The 18,116-nt window shown below is 35.7% G+C and carries 17 protein-coding genes; 4 read left to right on the plus strand and 13 right to left on the minus strand.

The genetic code is table 11. The annotated features are described in order from the left end of the window. Positions 1 to 36 precede the first annotated feature (36 nt). From BN1208_RS05865 to BN1208_RS05880, 4 genes are all read left to right on the plus strand, one after another. Positions 37 to 777, plus strand: coding sequence for a 16S rRNA (uracil(1498)-N(3))-methyltransferase (locus BN1208_RS05865; RefSeq protein WP_046488744.1), 741 nt, complete (start codon positions 37 to 39; stop codon positions 775 to 777). Between the two features lie 68 nt (positions 778 to 845). Continuing rightward, positions 846 to 2,399, plus strand: coding sequence for an amino-acid N-acetyltransferase (gene argA, locus BN1208_RS05870; protein ID WP_046488746.1), 1,554 nt, complete (start codon positions 846 to 848; stop codon positions 2,397 to 2,399). A 27-nt stretch (positions 2,400 to 2,426) separates the two neighbouring features. Beyond that, positions 2,427 to 3,311, plus strand: coding sequence for an acetylglutamate kinase (gene argB, locus BN1208_RS05875; protein WP_046488747.1), 885 nt, complete (start codon positions 2,427 to 2,429; stop codon positions 3,309 to 3,311). Further along, positions 3,312 to 3,941, plus strand: a complete 630-nt coding sequence (locus BN1208_RS05880; protein WP_046488749.1) for a pyrimidine 5'-nucleotidase — start codon at positions 3,312 to 3,314, stop codon at positions 3,939 to 3,941. Here the strand turns inward: BN1208_RS05880 and BN1208_RS05885 are convergent. From BN1208_RS05885 to mraY, 13 genes are all read right to left on the minus strand, one after another. Beyond that, positions 3,934 to 5,055, minus strand: a complete 1,122-nt coding sequence (locus BN1208_RS05885; RefSeq protein ID WP_046488751.1) for a tRNA nucleotidyltransferase/poly(A) polymerase-related protein — start codon at positions 5,053 to 5,055, stop codon at positions 3,934 to 3,936. The two genes, BN1208_RS05880 and BN1208_RS05885, sit on opposite strands and share 8 nt — an antisense overlap. After that, the gene (locus tag BN1208_RS05890; RefSeq protein ID WP_052734658.1) at positions 5,056 to 6,006 is read right to left on the minus strand and encodes a complex I NDUFA9 subunit family protein; all 951 of its coding nucleotides are present in this window, start codon (positions 6,004 to 6,006) and stop codon (positions 5,056 to 5,058) included. A gap of 165 nt (positions 6,007 to 6,171) precedes the next feature. Next, entirely contained in the window at positions 6,172 to 7,125 is a 954-nt protein-coding gene (gene lpxC, locus BN1208_RS05895; RefSeq protein WP_046488752.1) for a UDP-3-O-acyl-N-acetylglucosamine deacetylase, read from the minus strand. Between the two features lie 7 nt (positions 7,126 to 7,132). Then, positions 7,133 to 8,284 (minus strand): cell division protein FtsZ, encoded by a 1,152-nt coding sequence (gene ftsZ / locus BN1208_RS05900; protein ID WP_046488754.1) that lies wholly within the window; start codon positions 8,282 to 8,284, stop codon positions 7,133 to 7,135. 16 nt (positions 8,285 to 8,300) lie between these two features. Then, the gene (ftsA, locus tag BN1208_RS05905) at positions 8,301 to 9,539 is read right to left on the minus strand and encodes a cell division protein FtsA (RefSeq protein WP_046488756.1); all 1,239 of its coding nucleotides are present in this window, start codon (positions 9,537 to 9,539) and stop codon (positions 8,301 to 8,303) included. Further along, the gene (locus tag BN1208_RS05910; RefSeq protein WP_046488758.1) at positions 9,536 to 10,270 is read right to left on the minus strand and encodes a cell division protein FtsQ/DivIB; all 735 of its coding nucleotides are present in this window, start codon (positions 10,268 to 10,270) and stop codon (positions 9,536 to 9,538) included. Before BN1208_RS05910 ends, ftsA begins: the two co-directional genes overlap by 4 nt. After that, a complete protein-coding gene (locus BN1208_RS05915) occupies positions 10,260 to 11,165 on the minus strand; it encodes a D-alanine--D-alanine ligase (RefSeq protein ID WP_046488759.1) in 906 nt (301 codons plus the stop codon). The genes BN1208_RS05910 and BN1208_RS05915 overlap by 11 nt, the downstream gene beginning before the upstream one ends. Further along, complete coding sequence (gene murB, locus BN1208_RS05920) at positions 11,165 to 12,043, minus strand: UDP-N-acetylmuramate dehydrogenase (protein WP_046488761.1); 879 nt, start codon at positions 12,041 to 12,043, stop codon at positions 11,165 to 11,167. The genes BN1208_RS05915 and murB overlap by 1 nt, the downstream gene beginning before the upstream one ends. Continuing rightward, on the minus strand, positions 12,040 to 13,431 hold the full coding sequence (murC, locus tag BN1208_RS05925; protein WP_046488763.1) for a UDP-N-acetylmuramate--L-alanine ligase: 1,392 nt from the start codon (positions 13,429 to 13,431) through the stop codon (positions 12,040 to 12,042). Before murC ends, murB begins: the two co-directional genes overlap by 4 nt. Beyond that, complete coding sequence (murG, locus tag BN1208_RS05930; protein WP_046488765.1) at positions 13,428 to 14,501, minus strand: undecaprenyldiphospho-muramoylpentapeptide beta-N-acetylglucosaminyltransferase; 1,074 nt, start codon at positions 14,499 to 14,501, stop codon at positions 13,428 to 13,430. Before murG ends, murC begins: the two co-directional genes overlap by 4 nt. Before the next feature lie 4 nt (positions 14,502 to 14,505). After that, positions 14,506 to 15,663, minus strand: coding sequence for a putative lipid II flippase FtsW (ftsW, locus tag BN1208_RS05935; RefSeq protein ID WP_046488767.1), 1,158 nt, complete (start codon positions 15,661 to 15,663; stop codon positions 14,506 to 14,508). Beyond that, the gene (gene murD, locus BN1208_RS05940) at positions 15,660 to 17,009 is read right to left on the minus strand and encodes a UDP-N-acetylmuramoyl-L-alanine--D-glutamate ligase (protein WP_046488768.1); all 1,350 of its coding nucleotides are present in this window, start codon (positions 17,007 to 17,009) and stop codon (positions 15,660 to 15,662) included. Before murD ends, ftsW begins: the two co-directional genes overlap by 4 nt. Next, positions 17,006 to 18,109, minus strand: a complete 1,104-nt coding sequence (gene mraY / locus BN1208_RS05945) for a phospho-N-acetylmuramoyl-pentapeptide-transferase (protein ID WP_046488770.1) — start codon at positions 18,107 to 18,109, stop codon at positions 17,006 to 17,008. The genes murD and mraY overlap by 4 nt, the downstream gene beginning before the upstream one ends. Positions 18,110 to 18,116 lie beyond the last annotated feature (7 nt).

Below are 18,116 nucleotides of genomic sequence, written 5' to 3' on the forward strand. Positions count from 1 at the left end.
GCCTTAATATAGCTTACCTATTTAATAGAATTGACTATGGAAGAAAATCGATTTTACCACTCCGAAAACCTAGAACTCAAACATGTCGTTGAGTTAGGCGCTCAAACAAATATTCACGCTACAAAAGTTTTAAGGTTAAAGGTGGGGGATCAATTTGCGCTCTTTAATGGTGATGGTTTTGATTACGTCGCAAGAGTAATTGAATTATCCAAACATAAAACCTCTGTTGAGATTATCGATAGGTATGAAGTGAATCATGAGTCGCCCTTAAAAATAACCCTCGCGCAAGGTCTTGCAGCTGGCGACAAAATGGACTGGATTATTCAAAAAGCGGTTGAGCTTGGTATCCAATCCATACAGCCACTATTGACTGAACGATCTATTATTAAGCTGGATCGTGAAAGAGCAGTTAAAAAAATTGAGCACTGGAGAACGGTTGCTATTTCTGCTTGCGAACAAACTGGGCGAAGCTTTATTCCGGATATCTCAAGCCCGACTCATTTAACCCAATGGCTTAGCAATCAAAACCAAACAACTGACAGTTTGAAATTAATCCTTACGCCAGCGAAAGCTCAAAATCTTAATCATTTAGAAAAACCTTCTTCCCCTGTTGTTTTTATGGTGGGGCCTGAGGGCGGTTTTTCAGAAAAAGAAATGGATTTGGCTTTAAGGAGCGGCTTTGTTCCAGTAAATTTTGGTAAGAGAATTCTAAGAACGGAAACAGCCTCCATCGTAGCGCTCTCTATTATGCAAAATTTATGGGGAGATTTTGCATAAAACGCAAAAATTTTGATATTTTTATAAAAATACATGTAAAATATGTATTTTAAACAAATTAGTCACCTATGTCTCTTGGCGAAGCAATCAGAAAAAGAAGGAGGTCTTTAGGGCTAACCCTGCAGACCTTAGCAAAAAAAATTGCGAGCGACCCCGGAAATCTTTCTAGAATAGAAAGGGGCGAGCAAAACATCGGTGAGGCGCAATTATTAAAAATATGTGAAGCACTTAATTGCGCGCCCTCTAGTCTTTTTCAAAATAACGCTCCTGCAAATCCCATTCAAAAACTGGACAGCCAAACATTTGCAAGATGGTTTAGATTAGCAGCTCCGTATATCAACACTTTTAGCAATAAAACATTTGTCATCGCTTTCGGCGGAGAGCTTCTCGATGAGGATCAATTTACGGCACTCTCCCATGACATTAATTTATTAACTTGCTTAAACGTCAAAATTATTCTCGTTCATGGCGCAAGACCTCAAATTGATCAAAGACTTAAAGAGAAAAAAATTTCAACCCAACTTGTAAGAAATGTTCGGGTCACTGACGATTTAAGTATGGAAGCAGTTAAAGAAGCTAATGGCCTCATTAAAATCAATATTGAATCTACACTTTCATCAAGTCTTTTAAACTCGCCTATGGCAGGGAGTGATATTAAAGTCTCTAGCGGAAATTTTATTACTGCAAAACCTTTAGGTGTAATCGATGGTATCGACATGCAACATACAGGGGAGGTAAGGAAAATTGACAGCGCTGCCATCAAGAAAAAATTGGATAATAAAGAGTTGGTAGTGATCTCACCGATTGGTTATTCACCTACAGGTGAAGTATTTAATCTGACAATGGAAGATGTGGCGCTTAAAACCTCTATCGCTTTAGAAGCGGATAAACTTATTCTTCTCATAGATTCTGATGGTATTTTTAATCTAAGAAATGAACTTCTGCACGAGATGACGTTAGAAAAGGCAATTAATCTTTATAAAAGCATTTCAAAAAACTATCCAAAAAAACATGAGCTCATTAACATTAACTCTAATGACCTAGATCTTCTAGATATTGCTATTAAAGCTTCTGAAGCAGGTATAAATAAAATTCATCTCATTAATAGGCATATTGATGGTGCAATTCTACAAGAATTATTTACAGATGATGGTGTAGGAACAGTTATCACCGAAAAAGCCCTGGACGCTATTAGGCCTGCTTCACATAACGACGTTAAAGGCATCCATAAACTTATTAATCCGCTGGAGGCTGGGGGGTATCTTATTAAAAGAGGTAAGGAGAGAATTGATCATGAGATAGAAAACTTTTTCGTGATCGAGCATGATAATAAAATTATCGGGTGTGCAGCTTTATATCCTTATGACGACCATGTTGAATTTGCATGTTTTGCTATTAACAAAAATTACCAGTCTAAAGGTTTTGGCTCAAAGCTATATAATTACTGCGAAGAAATTGCGCAAGAGAAAAATTACAAATATCTCTTTGCCTTAACAACAAGAACTGAACATTGGTTCGTTGAGAAGGGCTTTAAAGAAGAAAATATTCGAAAGCTTCCTAAAAAAAGAATAGAGTCTTATTTGCCACAAAGAAATTCAAAATTTTTTATTAAAAAGCTTTAAAATCTTTAAAAAACTATAGGCATAAAAATGAGTCAAAATATTCAACCAGAACACAAAGCCAAAATATTAAGTGAGGCTTTGCCGTACATCAAAAAATTCTTTGGTAAAACTATCGTTATTAAGTACGGCGGTAATGCCATGATCGACGAAAATTTAAAACAATCATTTGCTAGCGACGTTGTACTTTTAAAATTAGTTGGTATGAACCCTGTTGTTATTCATGGTGGTGGTCCACAAATAAATGAGCACCTGGATAAACTTGGTAAAAAAGGTGAGTTTATACAAGGCATGAGGGTAACCGACACTGAAACCATGGATATTGTAGAAATGGTTTTAGGTGGCCAGGTGAATAAGGAGATTGTAAATCTCATTAATAGACATGGTGGAAAAGCTGTGGGCCTCACAGGCCAAGATGGAAACTTTATTCACGCTAAAAAACTCCTAGTGCAAGATGAGACAGACCCCAAAAAAACAATCGATCTTGGTCACGTAGGTGAAATAGCATCCATCAACCCTAGTATTATTAATTTTTTAGATGATGGAGATTTTATTCCTGTCATAGCCCCGATTGGTGTAGGAGCTAATGGTGAAACTTACAATATTAATGCCGATCTAGTCGCGGGAAAATTATCTGAAGTACTAAATGCTGAAAAATTAATCTTACTAACAAATACACCTGGCGTACTAGACAAAAAAGGTTCACTCCTCACAGGACTAACACCAAATGAGATAGATAAGCTTGTAGAAGATGGGACACTATCAGGTGGTATGCTACCTAAAATAAGTTCAGCACTTGATGCTGCAAGAAGCGGTGTTAGAAGTGTGCATATTATTGATGGGAGAGTGCAACACGCACTTTTATTAGAGGTATTAACTGACGACGGTGTGGGAACTTTAATTAAGGCAAAATAATTGTCCAAAATTTGGATTTTCGATCTAGACGATACGCTTCACGACGCAAGTTCTAAAATATTTCCATACATTAATCAATCTATGACTGCTTATGTAAGTCAAAAGCTTAATATTAGCAATGATGCTGCGCATGAACTACGCGACCAATACTGGAAAGTCTATGGTGCTACATTAAAGGGGCTCATGAAAAATCATGATGTAGATCCAAAAGAATTTTTACTCAAAACACACGATGTGCATGAGCTTTCTAAATTCGTCAAGCAATCTCACGCCTTAAAAAATACTTTAAAAAAACTCAAGGGGAAAAAAATAGTTTTTACAAATGCACCACTTCATTATGCGATCGCAATTATTAAATCTCTAAAAATTGAAAGGTATTTTTCGGCAGTCTACAGTATTGAATCAACGAAATATAATCCAAAACCTTCTCTCTATGCTTTTAGGAAAATTTTAAGGCACCTCGGGGAGAAGCCTCATCAATGCACTATGGTAGAAGATGATCTAGCTAATTTAAAAACAGCTCACAAGATCGGTATGAAGACTGTCTTAGTCTCAAGACAAAATAAAAAAACAGTTTTTGTAAATAAACGAATTACAAAAATTACTCATCTTAACCAGCAAACTAGATAAGCTTGGCTAGTAATTTGAGTCGCGCCTCATAAATAGCAGCCTTAATATCGACACCTCGTTTATTTTGGCTAATTGCACTAAGATTTAATTTGTTAAGATGTTTTAAATACTTTTGAAAGGCTTTTAAAGTAGTTTGGGCATTTTTCCGGCCTAGCTGACCTTCAATATAAGCCTCAAAAATTCGCATTATGTCTGGGAGGATTTCCGGATTCCTAAATAAATCCATTTTATAGATCAAATCTAAAACTTGTTGTGGCTTAAGTTTTTTAAATTGCCTTAAGTCGGATAGATTAAATACTAACTTCTCTGCTATTTTTTTAACAGCATTAGGTACAGAAAGTCTTATGTAAATTTTCTCATTGCATTTAATACCTACTTTTAAAGGGTAAGTATGCATAAAAAATATAGCCGCTCTAATATTGGTCGAGTATTTGTATTTGGCTGCATATTCTAAACTTCTTTTAATAGAGTTTTTATTTTTTGGATAATCTAATTCTGGTAGTAATAATTTAAGCGCACCGCATCGATTAAGCACTTCAAACATCAAATAGGATTTTTTTTCTGTAAATCCCACTGAAAGTTCATGCCAGACTCTCTCGGAGGCAACAGTTTCGATTTCTTTATTTTTTACAATCTGCTTGAGAAGAGCTTCTGTCTTAGGGTGAATTTTAAACTTGTGAAATCGAGCAGAAAATCGAGCAATGCGAAACACTCGAATTGGATCTTCTACAAATGCAGAGCTCACATGTCGTAGAACTTTATTTTTAATATCTTTTATGCCGCCAAAGGGATCAAAAATTTTTCCTTTTTTATCTTTTGCTATTGCATTGATTGTAAGATCTCTTCGTTGCAGATCTTCTTCTAGCGTTACTTCTTTGGAGGCGTAAACTTTAAAACCCTTATACCCTTTTGAAACCTTACGCTCTGTTCTGGCCAGAGCGAACTCTTGATGTGTTTTTGGATGAAGAAAAACTGGAAAATCTTTACCTACAGGTTTATAGCCTAATTTCAGCATTTCTTCAGAAGAAGAGCCTACGACTACATAGTCCTTATCTTTAACTGATAAACCCATGATTTGATCTCGAACTGCGCCGCCTACGAGATATATTTTCATTTATCTGCCAGATTTGGTTCTATAAAAATCATACTTGGAGCGCACTGGAGATATACTTTTCTTACTAGATAGGTAATGCTCTAGACGCTCGAGGGAATATCGGTGGGAGATTTCACGTTGTGTATTCACTACATTATCAACTTCCATAGATCTCCAATTATCGCGAGTTAATATCTTAATTGGCATCATTTCCATAATGAAAGCGAATAGATATGAAAGACTTCTGTTAAGTGGGATGATTATCCGTGTTAACTTTTCTGATCGAATAATAAGCCGAATGATATCTTTGAGCGAATAAACATCGGGCCCTCCTAGATCGTACATTTTTCCATATGTAGTTTTATCAAAAAGTGTCTTAATTAAAATCTTTGACACATCATCAATAAAAATGGGTTGAAATTTAGAATTAGGGGACAGGAGAACTATTGCTGGCAGCCATTTAACTAGAATTTTAAACATATTAATAAAGTTATCTTTTGCTCCAAAGATAATAGAAGGCCTTAATATAGTTAAGTCTAAATCTATTTGTTTGAGTAATTCAGACTCCCCTAGAGCTTTAGATTTAAGATACAAACTAGGAGCCTTGACACTTGCACCTAGCGCGCTTACATGAAGCAATCGCTTAATACCTAAATCTTTCATTACTTTAGCCAAATGACTTGGCCAAATATGATGAATGTTGTCAAAAGACTCTTTTTTAGTCTGATGAAGTATGCCTAAGAGATTAATTATGACATCTGTCTTTTTTAAATCTTTTTTTATTTGTGTAAGATTATTAAGATCTAAGTTAAATATTTGAACGTGTGGATTGACTGTCCATAATTTAATTTTTTCTTTGTTTCGGGAAAACAATTTTAGATTGTGATTAGATTGGCTAAGAGCTAAAACAATGCTAGATCCTAAAAATCCTGATGCTCCAAAAATTGCAATCGTTTTTTTAGATTTAGTCACTTGGAAATTAGAGCAATCTTAAAATAAATATAAGGATTAGAACTAATGTGATATTTGTAGTAAGTTTTAAATACTTTATATATTTTTTATTCTTTGTGTTTAGATATAAAAATGTAAATGCAACTAATACTGCAAGCAATATGAATATCAAAAGCCTTAAAATGTTCATTGGTAAACTCCCGCCATTTCTTGATTTAAAATTCCATTCTTAGAATTGGTATAACGTGTTGCTAAATTAGAGGTCTTAGGATCATGGATATCTAATGTTGTTAATCTCCAACATTTCTTATTGGCAAGTAGTGCAAGCAATAATTTGTTATTTAATTCATGGCCAGATTTGTATGCTTTGAAATTACCTATAATTGAATAACCTAGCATATATAGATCACCTACGGCATCGAGTATTTTATGTCGCACAAATTCATCGTTGTAACGTAATCCGTCTTTATTAATAATTTTGTACTCATCTAAGACAATCGCATTATCGAGTGACCCACCTCTAGCTAAACCATTAGATCTTAAGTACTCAACTTCCTGCATAAATCCAAATGTGCGTGCACGACTAATTTCTGTGATATAGGATTCATCATAAAAATCCAAAGCAACTTTATTAGTCGATGCGTCAAAAACAGGATGAGGAAAATCGATTGTAAAATCAACTTTAAATCCATCGTAAGGCTCAAACCTCGCCCACTTATCTTTATCTTTTACTTCAATTACATCATTAATTAAAACAAATTTTTTCGCGGCATCTTGCTCTTTGATCTTCGCTTTTTGAAGAAGGTAGATAAATGGTATGGAGCTTCCGTCCATAATAGGCACTTCGGATCCATTCAGTTCAATAATAATATTATCGATACCAGTTGCTGATAATGCAGACATTAAATGCTCAACGGTAGCTACACGCGAAGTATCTTGACCAATAGCTGAACACATTTTGGTATCTTTAATAGCCTCAGGACTTACTTTAACCTCATAAATTTTCTTTTGATCAACCCTTCTAAAGACAATCCCTTTATCCACTTCGGCGGGCTTTAAAGTCATGGTCACTTTTTCACCATTATGAAGACCGACACCAGAAGTCTGCACTGACTTTTGAATAGTTCTTTGTTTAATCATTGAGCGCTTACTCGCCTTTTTTTCTTAAGAATGCAGGAATATCATATTCCTCCATACCTGACATTTTCATAATTTCAACTTGGGCCCTATTTTCATTAGAGCTGAATACATCTGGTTCATCATCTAGAGAGGGCTCTTCTTGGGCTGGGCTTTGTTTATTTTGCATGATAGATCTGGGTTCAATACGGGGCATTCTTTGTTTTACGTTTTGAGCTAGTCCTGTCGCTACAACAGTCACTCGAATAGAATCACCCATTGCTTCGTCAATAACGTTACCAACGATCACTGTGGAATCGATAGCAGCAAACTGCTTAATCGTTTCCATAACTTCATGGTACTCCTTAAGTGTAAATTTACTACTTGCAGAGATATTTACTAGTACACCTCGGGCATTTACTAAATTCACATCTTCTAAAAGAGGACTTGCAACTGCAGCTTGAGATGCTTTATATGCACGATGATCGCCTTGTGCAACTCCAGAACCAATCATCGCCATTCCCATTTCACCCATAACAGTCTTAACGTCAGCGAAGTCAACATTCACCAACCCTGGGCTATTAATAATTTCTGAAATACCTGAAACTGCATTATGTAGAACATCATTTGCTGCATTAAAGGCTTCTAAGAATGGTATGTTCTCCCCTAAAACTTCCATTAATTTTTCATTTGGAATGACAATTAGGGAATCTACATGCTGAACTAATTCATTAATACCGTCAGTAGCAATAGCTGTTCTTTTACCTTCAAATAAAAAAGGTTTAGTCACAACTGCAATAGTTAAAATACCTAATTCTTTTGCAATCTGAGCAATTACAGGTGCAGCCCCTGTCCCAGTTCCCCCTCCCATCCCTGCTGTGATAAACAACATATCAGCACCTTTAATAGAGCTAATAATTTTTTCTTTATCATCAATAGCAGCTTGCTTTCCAATTTCAGGCTTGGCACCAGCGCCTAAGCCTTTGGTCATCTCCTGACCAATCTGCAATATATGGCTTGCCCGACTTTTTTTCAGAGCTTGCATATCAGTATTGGCACAGATAAATTCAACACCTGTTAAATTCTTATCGATCATATGATCAATAGCATTTCCGCCGCAGCCACCGACACCAATGACTTTTATGATGGCATTTTGCGACTTGCTATCAACAACTTCAAACATATCCTATCTCCAAGATTTAAAAGTTACCTTGAAACCAATTCTTCATTTTCATAAAGATTTGATTTATTGAATTACCGTCAATTTGATTCATCATTTCTTTCTCTAGCTGTCCTTTGCCCATCAGCAACAATCCAATGCCCGTTGAATACCTAGGATTGTCCACGACTTCAGACAAACCACCTACATTTCTTGGTGTTCCAATTCTGACTGGCATCCTGAATACACTTTCCCCAAGATTGACCATGCCTTTCATCAGTGATGATCCACCTGTAATTACAATTCCAGAAGCTATCATATCTTCCATACCACTTCGTTTCAACTCGTGCGCAACAAGTTCGTAAAGCTCAACTAACCGAGCTTCAATGACCTCTGCTAATGAGAGTGTTGAGATAGTTTTAGACTCTTTCCCGTCTACCACAGGAATTTCAATTTGCTCTGAAGCTGAAGCTAAACTTCTTGCAGCATATCCATGTTTAATTTTTATCTCTTCTGCTGATGGTAAAGGCGTTCTAAATGCCACCGCGATATCATTATTGATCTGATCACCAGCAATCGGGATTACAGCCGTATGTCGAATAGAGCCATGTCTTAGTACAGCAATATCAGTTGTCCCGCCACCAATATCCACCAAACAGACACCCAATTCTTTTTCATCATCCGTGAGGACTGCCATGCTTGAAGCTAGAGGTTGCAGCACTAATTCAGACACTTCAAGTCCGCAACGCTTGATACATTTCACAATATTTTGCGCAGCGGCAATAGCGCCAGTAACAATATGAACCTTAACCTCTAATTTCATACCGCTCATGCCAAGCGGTTGCCTAACATCTTCCTGCCCATCAATCACATATTCTTGCGTCAAAATATGTAGAACTTGCTGATCATTTGGGAGTGTAATGGCGCAAGCAGTTTCAATTACTTTATCAACGTCTAATTGTGAGACTTCGGCATCTTTAATTTTGACCATTCCGTGAGAATTGATACTTTTAATATGGCTACCTGCAATGCCAGTATAAACATCGGTAATCTTACAATTCGCCATCAATTCAGCTTCTTCAATTGCTCTTTGAATTGCCTCCATAGTGGAGTCAATATTAATGACTACACCTTTTCTTAAACCTTTTGAGCTATGTTGACCTAATCCGATCACATTCAATAAACCATCTGGTTGTAATTCAGCAACAATAGCCACAATTTTGGACGTTCCAATATCAAGCCCTACGATGAGATTTTTTTCTTCTTTTTGCTTAATCATATAAGCGGCCTCTCACCACTATCAATTTTTTGGTTTGGTTCAGTAGATTTCTTAATAGCAAAACCATTTGGATATCTTAAGTCGGCAGAGCCAATTCGTTTAACTGAGGCCAAAATATTGTCGTACTGAGCCATAAAGCGAGACAGACTTTCTTCGATGTTATCTTTACTTAAGATAATTTTCATATTGTTAGTGGTTCTAATGTCCCAAGTGTACCTAGGAGATAGGGAAACTTGCGCAATTTTTAATTGTTTTTTATCCAAAATACTTTGCATTTTTTTATACTCCAGTGCTATATAAGTCTCGGTACCTTCTGGACCAAAAAATAATGGGAGATCTTCATCAGATGCTCCATGAAAAATTTCACCATTCTCATTCACCAAAGCAATAGCGCCCCACCTTCCTATGACTTGATGCTCCTCGACAAACACTTCCAATCGATCCGGCCAGACTCTTTTTAAACTTACTTTTCTTATCCAAGGCAGCTTTGTAAAAGCCTCCTTGGCACTATATAAATCTAACGAAAAAAAATTGCCTTTAACAAATCGATCGGAAATCATACCCACTTGATCTGCATCAAGATGCTGATATTGACCCACTACCTTAATCTCTCTAATAGGAAATTTAGCAAAATGCATAAATTGATAACTCAATAAAAAAAGTAATAAAATAATATTAAGTAAAAAAACTAAATTACCTAACCAATAAACTTTTAAATAGTTATTTAACATTTGCAGTTTTTAATATCTCTAAAACTAATTGGTCGAAATTGGTACCCATCTCTTTCGCGGCCATGGGGACCAAACTATGACTTGTCATACCTGGTGACGTATTCACTTCTATAAAATAGTGATCGTTTTTTTTATCCATCATAAAATCAACACGTCCCCAGCTAGAACATCCGATCGAGTTAAAAGCCTCCAGAGCTTCTTGAGCTATTAATGCTTCTTTATTTTTTTCTATCCCTGAAGGACAAATATATTGCGTATCATCTTTAAGATATTTAGCTTCATAATCATAAAACTCGTTAGTTGGCTTTATTTTAATGACTGGCAAGAACTTGCCGTTCACAATACCTACTGTAAATTCCTCACCATCCACAAATTTTTCAACAATCACATTTGGATCAATCTTCGACGTTTTTAAAAAAGCCTCTTTATATTGTTGTTCGTTTTTGATTTTATCAATACCAATACTTGACCCTTCGTTAGATGGTTTAATAAAAAATGGCGATCCAATTAAATTTACGATATCTGCATATGACGTTTTCTCAGTGACTTGATGAAAATCTGGCGTTGCAATATTTAATGCGCGCCATAACAATTTTGTTTTAAGTTTATCTATTGCAATGGCAGAACTGAAAGAATCGCTTCCGGTGTATGCCACATTTTTAGACTTTAAAAAGGCTTGCATGGATCCATCTTCACCGCCCCTACCGTGCAAGGCAATAAAAACCCTGTCGTAACTTTTAATGTCTTCAATATTTCTAAAAGAGGGATCAAAAGCTTCGGCATTTATGCCTAATCGGTTTAGGGCATGAAATACAGCGTCACCACTTAGAAGTGAAACAGCCCTCTCATTGGAGTCGCCACCCATAAGCACTGCAACTTTTCCAAAATCATCCATCAACTTAGAAAATCCCCTAAAATTTTGACTTCTCTTTCGAGCTTAATACCTTTTCTTTTAAATACTTCGGATTCAACATGGTCAATAATATTTTCAATGTCTTTTGCAGAGGCATCACCTAAATTAATAATAAAATTGGCATGTTTGTCTGAAACCTCAGCATTGCCAACTCTAAAACCTTTTAAACCGCAATCTTCAATGAGTTTTGCTGCAAAGGTATCTTTTGGATTTCTAAATGTTGAGCCTGCCGTTGGCCAATTAAGAGGTTGCGTATTTTTTCTATGGTTAAGATATTCTTTTATCTTACTCTCTGGATCAGCTGCCATATCTTTCTTAAAATTAAACCACGCACCTACAAACCATTCTTTTAAATTAGGCTTAATTACTTCGCGATAAGAAATTTTAAATTCATCTTTTAATCTCGTAACTATATTGCCACCTTCATCGATCATATTGACCTTGGTAACAAAATTCCATGTTTCAGAGCCATAACAACCTGCATTCATTGCCAAAGCGCCTCCAACTGTCCCTGGAATACCTGCAAAAAATTCTCCTTCTACATAATGTTCTTTAGCTAGATTTTTGGCAATTTTTGCACATGTATTACCCGCTTCTGAATATACGCCTTGATCAGTCATTTGAATTTCATTTAAAGCAGCATGCATAACAATCACAGTGCCGCGAATTCCGCCATCTCTCACTAAAATATTAGATCCCAATCCAATAAAAGTAAGAGGCTTTAAATATGACTCATGCTTTAAAAAAGATTTTAAGTCTTCTAAATTTTTAGGTGAAAATAAAGCATCAGCTGTCCCACCTACACGCCAACTGTTGTATTTATTTAATGATTTATTTTTTAAAAATAATGCTTTCTTCATGAATTCACAATATTTAAAATATCCTTAGTCACCCTTCCTACCGACCCTGCACCCATCACAATTAAAATTGAATTTTGATTGATATTTTGAAGTGCTGTTTTAGCTAGTTTAGTAATATCCTTCTCAAATGAAACTTTGTTTGTGATCTTATTAATACTATCCATCATTGCTGATGAACTTACCCCTGGAATCATTTTTTCTCCTGCCGAATAAATATCGGTAAGAAGGACTTGATCTGCCTTATGAAGCACCCTTACAAACTCATTAAAATAGTCTCGCGACCTTGTATAGCGGTGAGGCTGAAATATTAGATAAATAGATCTATTTGGATAAGCGTCTCCTGCCGCATCAAGAACTGCTTCGATTTCTACAGGATGATGGCCATAGTCGTCGACTAGGATAAAAGTTTTATCGTTAAAAATTAGATCTTTATATGTTTCAAATCTACGACCCACCCCTTTAAAATTCTTTAGAGCGTCGATTGTTTTTGAAATGGGAATTTCAAGTTCATCAGCAAGCGCTATTGCTGCTAATGCATTTCTTACATAGTGCTTACCTGGAAGGTTTAAGGTGATATCTTTTTTAACTACATCAGAATGTTTAATGGTAACTTTAAAATGCATTTTACCTGCATCTGCATTAACTTCCTCTGCGTGAACGTCAGCATTTTCTGATAAGCCATATGTGATAATAGGTCTAGAAATCTCAGAGATAATTGATTTAATAACAGGATCATCAATGCATAGAATCACCACGCCATAAAATGGTAGTCGATGAATGAATTCAATGTAGGTTTTTTTGAGTTTATCAAAATCATTATCATAAGTTTCCATATGATCTTGATCAATATTTGTCACAATTGAATATACGGGGGTTAGATGCAAGAAAGATGCATCTGACTCATCAGCCTCAACTACAATATACTCACCATTTCCTAATTTTGCATTCGCATTTAAAGAAGAAAGTCTTCCGCCGATCACATATGTTGGATCCATTGAAGCTTCAGCCAAAATAGAAGCGATTAAACTTGTAGTTGTTGTTTTGCCGTGGGTACCTGCTACTGCAATACCTTTTTTAAAACGCATTAATTCTGAAAGCATTTCTGCCCTAGGCATAATTGGTATTTTATTTTTAATAGCTGCTTTTAGTTCTGGATTATCTTGATCAATTGCAGAGGAAATCACAACAACATCAACATCTCGAATATTGTCAGATGAATGGTTAATAAAAATTTTAATGCCGAGATCTTTTAGGCGAGAAGTCACAGGCGATTCTTGAATATCTGAACCAGAAATAAAGTAGCCTAGGTTATGCATCACTTCTGCAATACCGCTCATACCAGAGCCACCTATTCCTATAAAATGAATTCTATTTATATTGTGTTTCATTTTTTAATTAATCGCTCGCATGCTTGAAAAATGACTTCCTCAGGCTTTGTCGCCACATTTTCGAGTGCTGCTTTTGCCATAATCAAACATTTTTTTCTTGTCATTTCTTGAAGTAATCCACTTAATACGTCTGCTGTAAATTCCTCTTGAATTATAAGTCGCGCAGCCTTCTTGTCACTTAAGTATTTTGCGTTATAAAACTGATGGTTATCAACTGCAAAAGGAAAAGGCACTAATAAGCTAGGAATACCAGCTGCCGAAAATTCAGACACTGTCAGGGCGCCGGATCTGGCTATAACAAAATCTGCCCATTCATAAACTTTTTCAATATTGTCTAAATAAGCTCTGCAGTCTACTTTGATATCACTCTTCTTGTATGCTGCTTTCAATTCTTGAAAATGTTTCTCGCCTGACTGATGAATAATCGTTGGTCTATTTTTAGGATGTATTTTTTTTATACTTAATGGAATCGTATCATTAAAAAATTTAGCGCCCAGACTGCCCCCGACTACAAGCAATCTTAACGGTCCCTTTCTATTTTTAAATCTTTTAATTGGTGGCACAATTTGTCTAATAGCATTTCTCACTGGATTCCCAATTTTTTTAGAGGAACGTATAAACTTAATTGGAAATGCAGAATATATTTCTGTAGCAATCATCGCCAATAATTTATTAGTAAGTCCTGGGATAGAGTTTTGTTCATGCACAATCAGTTCCTTACCCATGAGTCTTGCCATAACCCCGGCAGGAAATGAAACATAACCCCCCATAGCAATTACCACATCTGGCTTTTCATTTTTAATTGTTATTGCGCATTGTATTAAAGCAATTAAAAGTGTAAATGGCAGTTTTAACCAACTTAAAATACTTTTGCCTCTGACGCCTGAAATATCAATCATTGCTTTTTGATAAGGCTTTTTTTCTATTAACCTATTTTCCATGCCATTTTTTGTGCCAAGCCAAGTGATCAACCAACCTTTAGCTTTTAAATAATCAGCAATTGCGATACCTGGATAGATGTGCCCTCCAGTTCCTCCTGCAACAATCAATATTTTTTTATTGGGTCTCATTAAACTAAATTCCCCTTAGCCCTCTTCGATTTTCCCAATCAATTCGCAGTAATATTGCAAGTGCAATCATATTAGCCAAAATACCGCTACCGCCGTAAGAAAGAAGTGGCAGGGTTAAACCTTTTGTAGGAAGAAGTCCCATATTCACACCCATATTGATAATACCTTGCGTACCAAACCAAATACCAATGCCTTGAGATAATAGGGCTGAGTAATAATTTTCATTAATAATAGCTTCTTTAGCAATTCCAAAAGCCCTGATTACCAACCATGAAAACAATCCAATAACTATAAGTACGCCAAAGAAACCAAACTCTTCAGCTAATACAGCCAAAATAAAATCAGTGTGAGCTTCTGGTAAGTAAAGTAATTTTTCGACACTGCCACCTAGCCCTACTCCAAAAAATTCACCTCGTCCAAAGGCTATAAGTGCGTGTGATAATTGATAACCTTTTCCATAAGGGTCGGCCCATGGATTAAAAAAACCTATCAACCTTTGGTATCTATAATCAGAGCTGTAAATTAATGCTGTCATACCAATAGGTGCAACAATAGTAAGACCCATCAGTATTTTTTTGTCTATGCCACCTAAAATTAATGTACACATTGCAATGACTAAGATTACTGCAAATGCGCCAAAATCTGGTTCAAGCAATAGCAATGCACCTAACAACATAATTACTGATGCCATCGGAAGAAAACCTTTTAGAAAACTACCAATTTCTTTTGATTTTCTTAAAACATAATCTGAGGCATACATGGCTGTAAATAATTTCATAAATTCCGAGGGCTGCATATTCAATACAAATAATGAAATCCAACGCCTACTTCCATTCACAACATGGCCAATACCAGGAATGAGAACAAGGATAAGTGAGACCATGCCTGCCATAAATAAATAAGGGGACATCTTTTGCCACCAGCGAATTGGGATTTGGAAAATAATAAATCCGACAATAAATCCCAGTGAAATATAAATTGATTGCCTTACTAAGAAAAAGTAATTTTGATGTTTAGTTAATTTACTAGATTCAGCAAAAGAAATAGAGGATGAATACACCATGATAAGGCCAATTGCAATTAATATTAGCGAAACCCAAAACAGGCCTTGATCAAAAGAAGGCTTATCTATTGTCGATTTATTAGAAAATTTATCAATCATGATTTATTTTTTAACTTACTCACACAATCTTTAAAAACTTCTCCGCGATGTACATAATTTTTAAACATATCTGTACTTGCACATGCTGGGGAAAGGAGAACTACATCTCCTGCTTCAGCTAACTCATACGATTTGATAATTGCTGATTCAAGATTTTTTTCAACATTTGTCGGAATGGCACTGCCGCTAAATACCTCTTGCATTATTTTTGCGTCTTTACCAATCAATGTAATATTTTTAACTTTACCTTTAGACGGGCCAATTAGTGGTTTAAAATTCTGACTTTTTCCATCTCCTCCGGCAATAAGTAGGATTGGTTTAGTCATGCTTTGAATTGCGGCAATTGTAGCTCCAACGTTGGTGCCTTTTGAATCATTATAAAAATCAATTCCTGATATAGAGTTAATAAATTCAACTCGATGAGGCGGTGCCTTAAATTGACTTAGTACTTTTTTAATCACATCTTTTGAAATCATAAATGGCTCACAAAGCGCTAAAGCAGCCATTATATTTAGAATATTATGTGCGCCCTTTAGTTTAATTTCATCTAAGGAAATAATTTCAGCATTGCCTTTTGCGATGAAATATTGATTCCCATTTTTTTTAATACCATAATTTTTCTCGTCCAAATGATTTCCAAATGTCACCGAGCTTTCATTAATTTTAGATTTAAGATAATCATCATCTCTATTTATGATCGTATTTTTAGCATGATTAAATATTCTATATTTTGCTTTGGCATACTCTTCGATTGATCCGTATCGATCCATATGATCTTCCGAAATATTTAAGACTACTGCTGCTTCAAGCGCTAATGAATATGTCGTTTCTAGTTGATAACTAGAAAGTTCAAGAACATATGCCTCTGGCGCTTTTTGATTTAAGGTATTTAATATGGGGATCCCAATATTTCCCCCGACAATAGCTGATATACCAGCTGCTTTCAATAAATCTCCCACAAGAGATGTAACGGTCGTTTTACCATTTGATCCTGTAATACCAATCACTTTTGAACTCACCGGTTTGGCTAGCGCAAAGATTTCAATATCGCCAATTACAGGTATGCCTCGATTCAGAGCCGTTTGTATATAACTTTCTCTCAATGACACGCCTGGGCTAATAATAATTAATTCAACATCATTAATGATGCCATCGTTAAATTTTTCTCCAATAGAAAATTTAACATCTTTAAATTTTTCTTTTATTTCATCAAAATTATCAATAGCTAGTCTTGTATCAATAGCTTGAATATCACATTCTTTGTTCGCTAAAAAATGTAAGACAGATTGGCCTGTGTCTCCAAGACCAACTACCAGAATTTTCTTTTTATTAAAATTGATGCTCATCTAATCTTCAGTGATGAGATCCCTATTAATACAAGCATCATTGTTATGATCCAAAATCTAACAACGACCTGGGTTTCTTTCCATCCTTTTTTCTCATAATGATGGTGAAGAGGTGCCATAAGGAAAATTCGCTTACCAATTCCATATTTAAATTTTGTGTATTTAAAATATATGACTTGGATGGCAACAGAAAAAGTCTCGATCACAAAAATACCACCCATAATAAATAAAACGATCTCTTGTCTCACAATTACTGCGACTGTGCCAATAGCAGCACCCAGAGCAAGTGCGCCTAAATCACCCATGAATACTTCCGCAGGATAAGTGTTGAACCATAAAAACCCCAAGCCGGCACCAGCCATTGCAGTACAAAATATAGCTAACTCACCAGCGCCACTGATATAAGGAATGCCTAAATATTTAGCTATGACATAATTACCTGCGACATAAGCAAAAACACCCAATGCACTTGCAACCAATACAGCTGGCATAATGGCAAGGCCATCTAGCCCATCTGTAAGATTGACTGCATTACTGCTCCCTACAATGACGATATAACTTAAAAGTATAAAAGTAGGCCCACTCATCGTAAAACTTACATTCTTAAAGAATGGAAGAATAAGCGAAGTCTGTTCAGGAGTTACAGCGTTGGACCAAAGATATATAGATGCCCCAAGACCTATGATTGATTGCAATAAATATTTTTGCCCCGCACTCATACCATTAGGATCCTTATAAATCACTTTTTTTAAATCATCCATAAATCCAATAAGGCCAAAACCAAGCGTGACAATCAACAATAGCCAAATATAGTTATTACTTATATCCGCCCACAATAAGGTCGACATAATAATCGATACCAATATTAAGCCACCGCCCATTGTGGGTGTGCCTATTTTAATTAAATGATCTTTAGGGCCATCTGATCTTACAGCCTGTCCTATATTGAACTGATTAAGTTTCTTAATTAGCCAAGGGCCAAAAGCGAAAGAAATAACTAATGATGTGATAGTCGCCATCACGGCTCTTAATGTAATGTAATTAAATACATTAAACCCATGGATCTCTTTTGCTAAAAACTTAAATAATTCGAGCAACATAATTTTT

It is taken from the genome of Candidatus Methylopumilus planktonicus, assembly GCF_000981505.1.
Lineage (GTDB): Bacteria > Pseudomonadota > Gammaproteobacteria > Burkholderiales > Methylophilaceae > Methylopumilus > Methylopumilus planktonicus.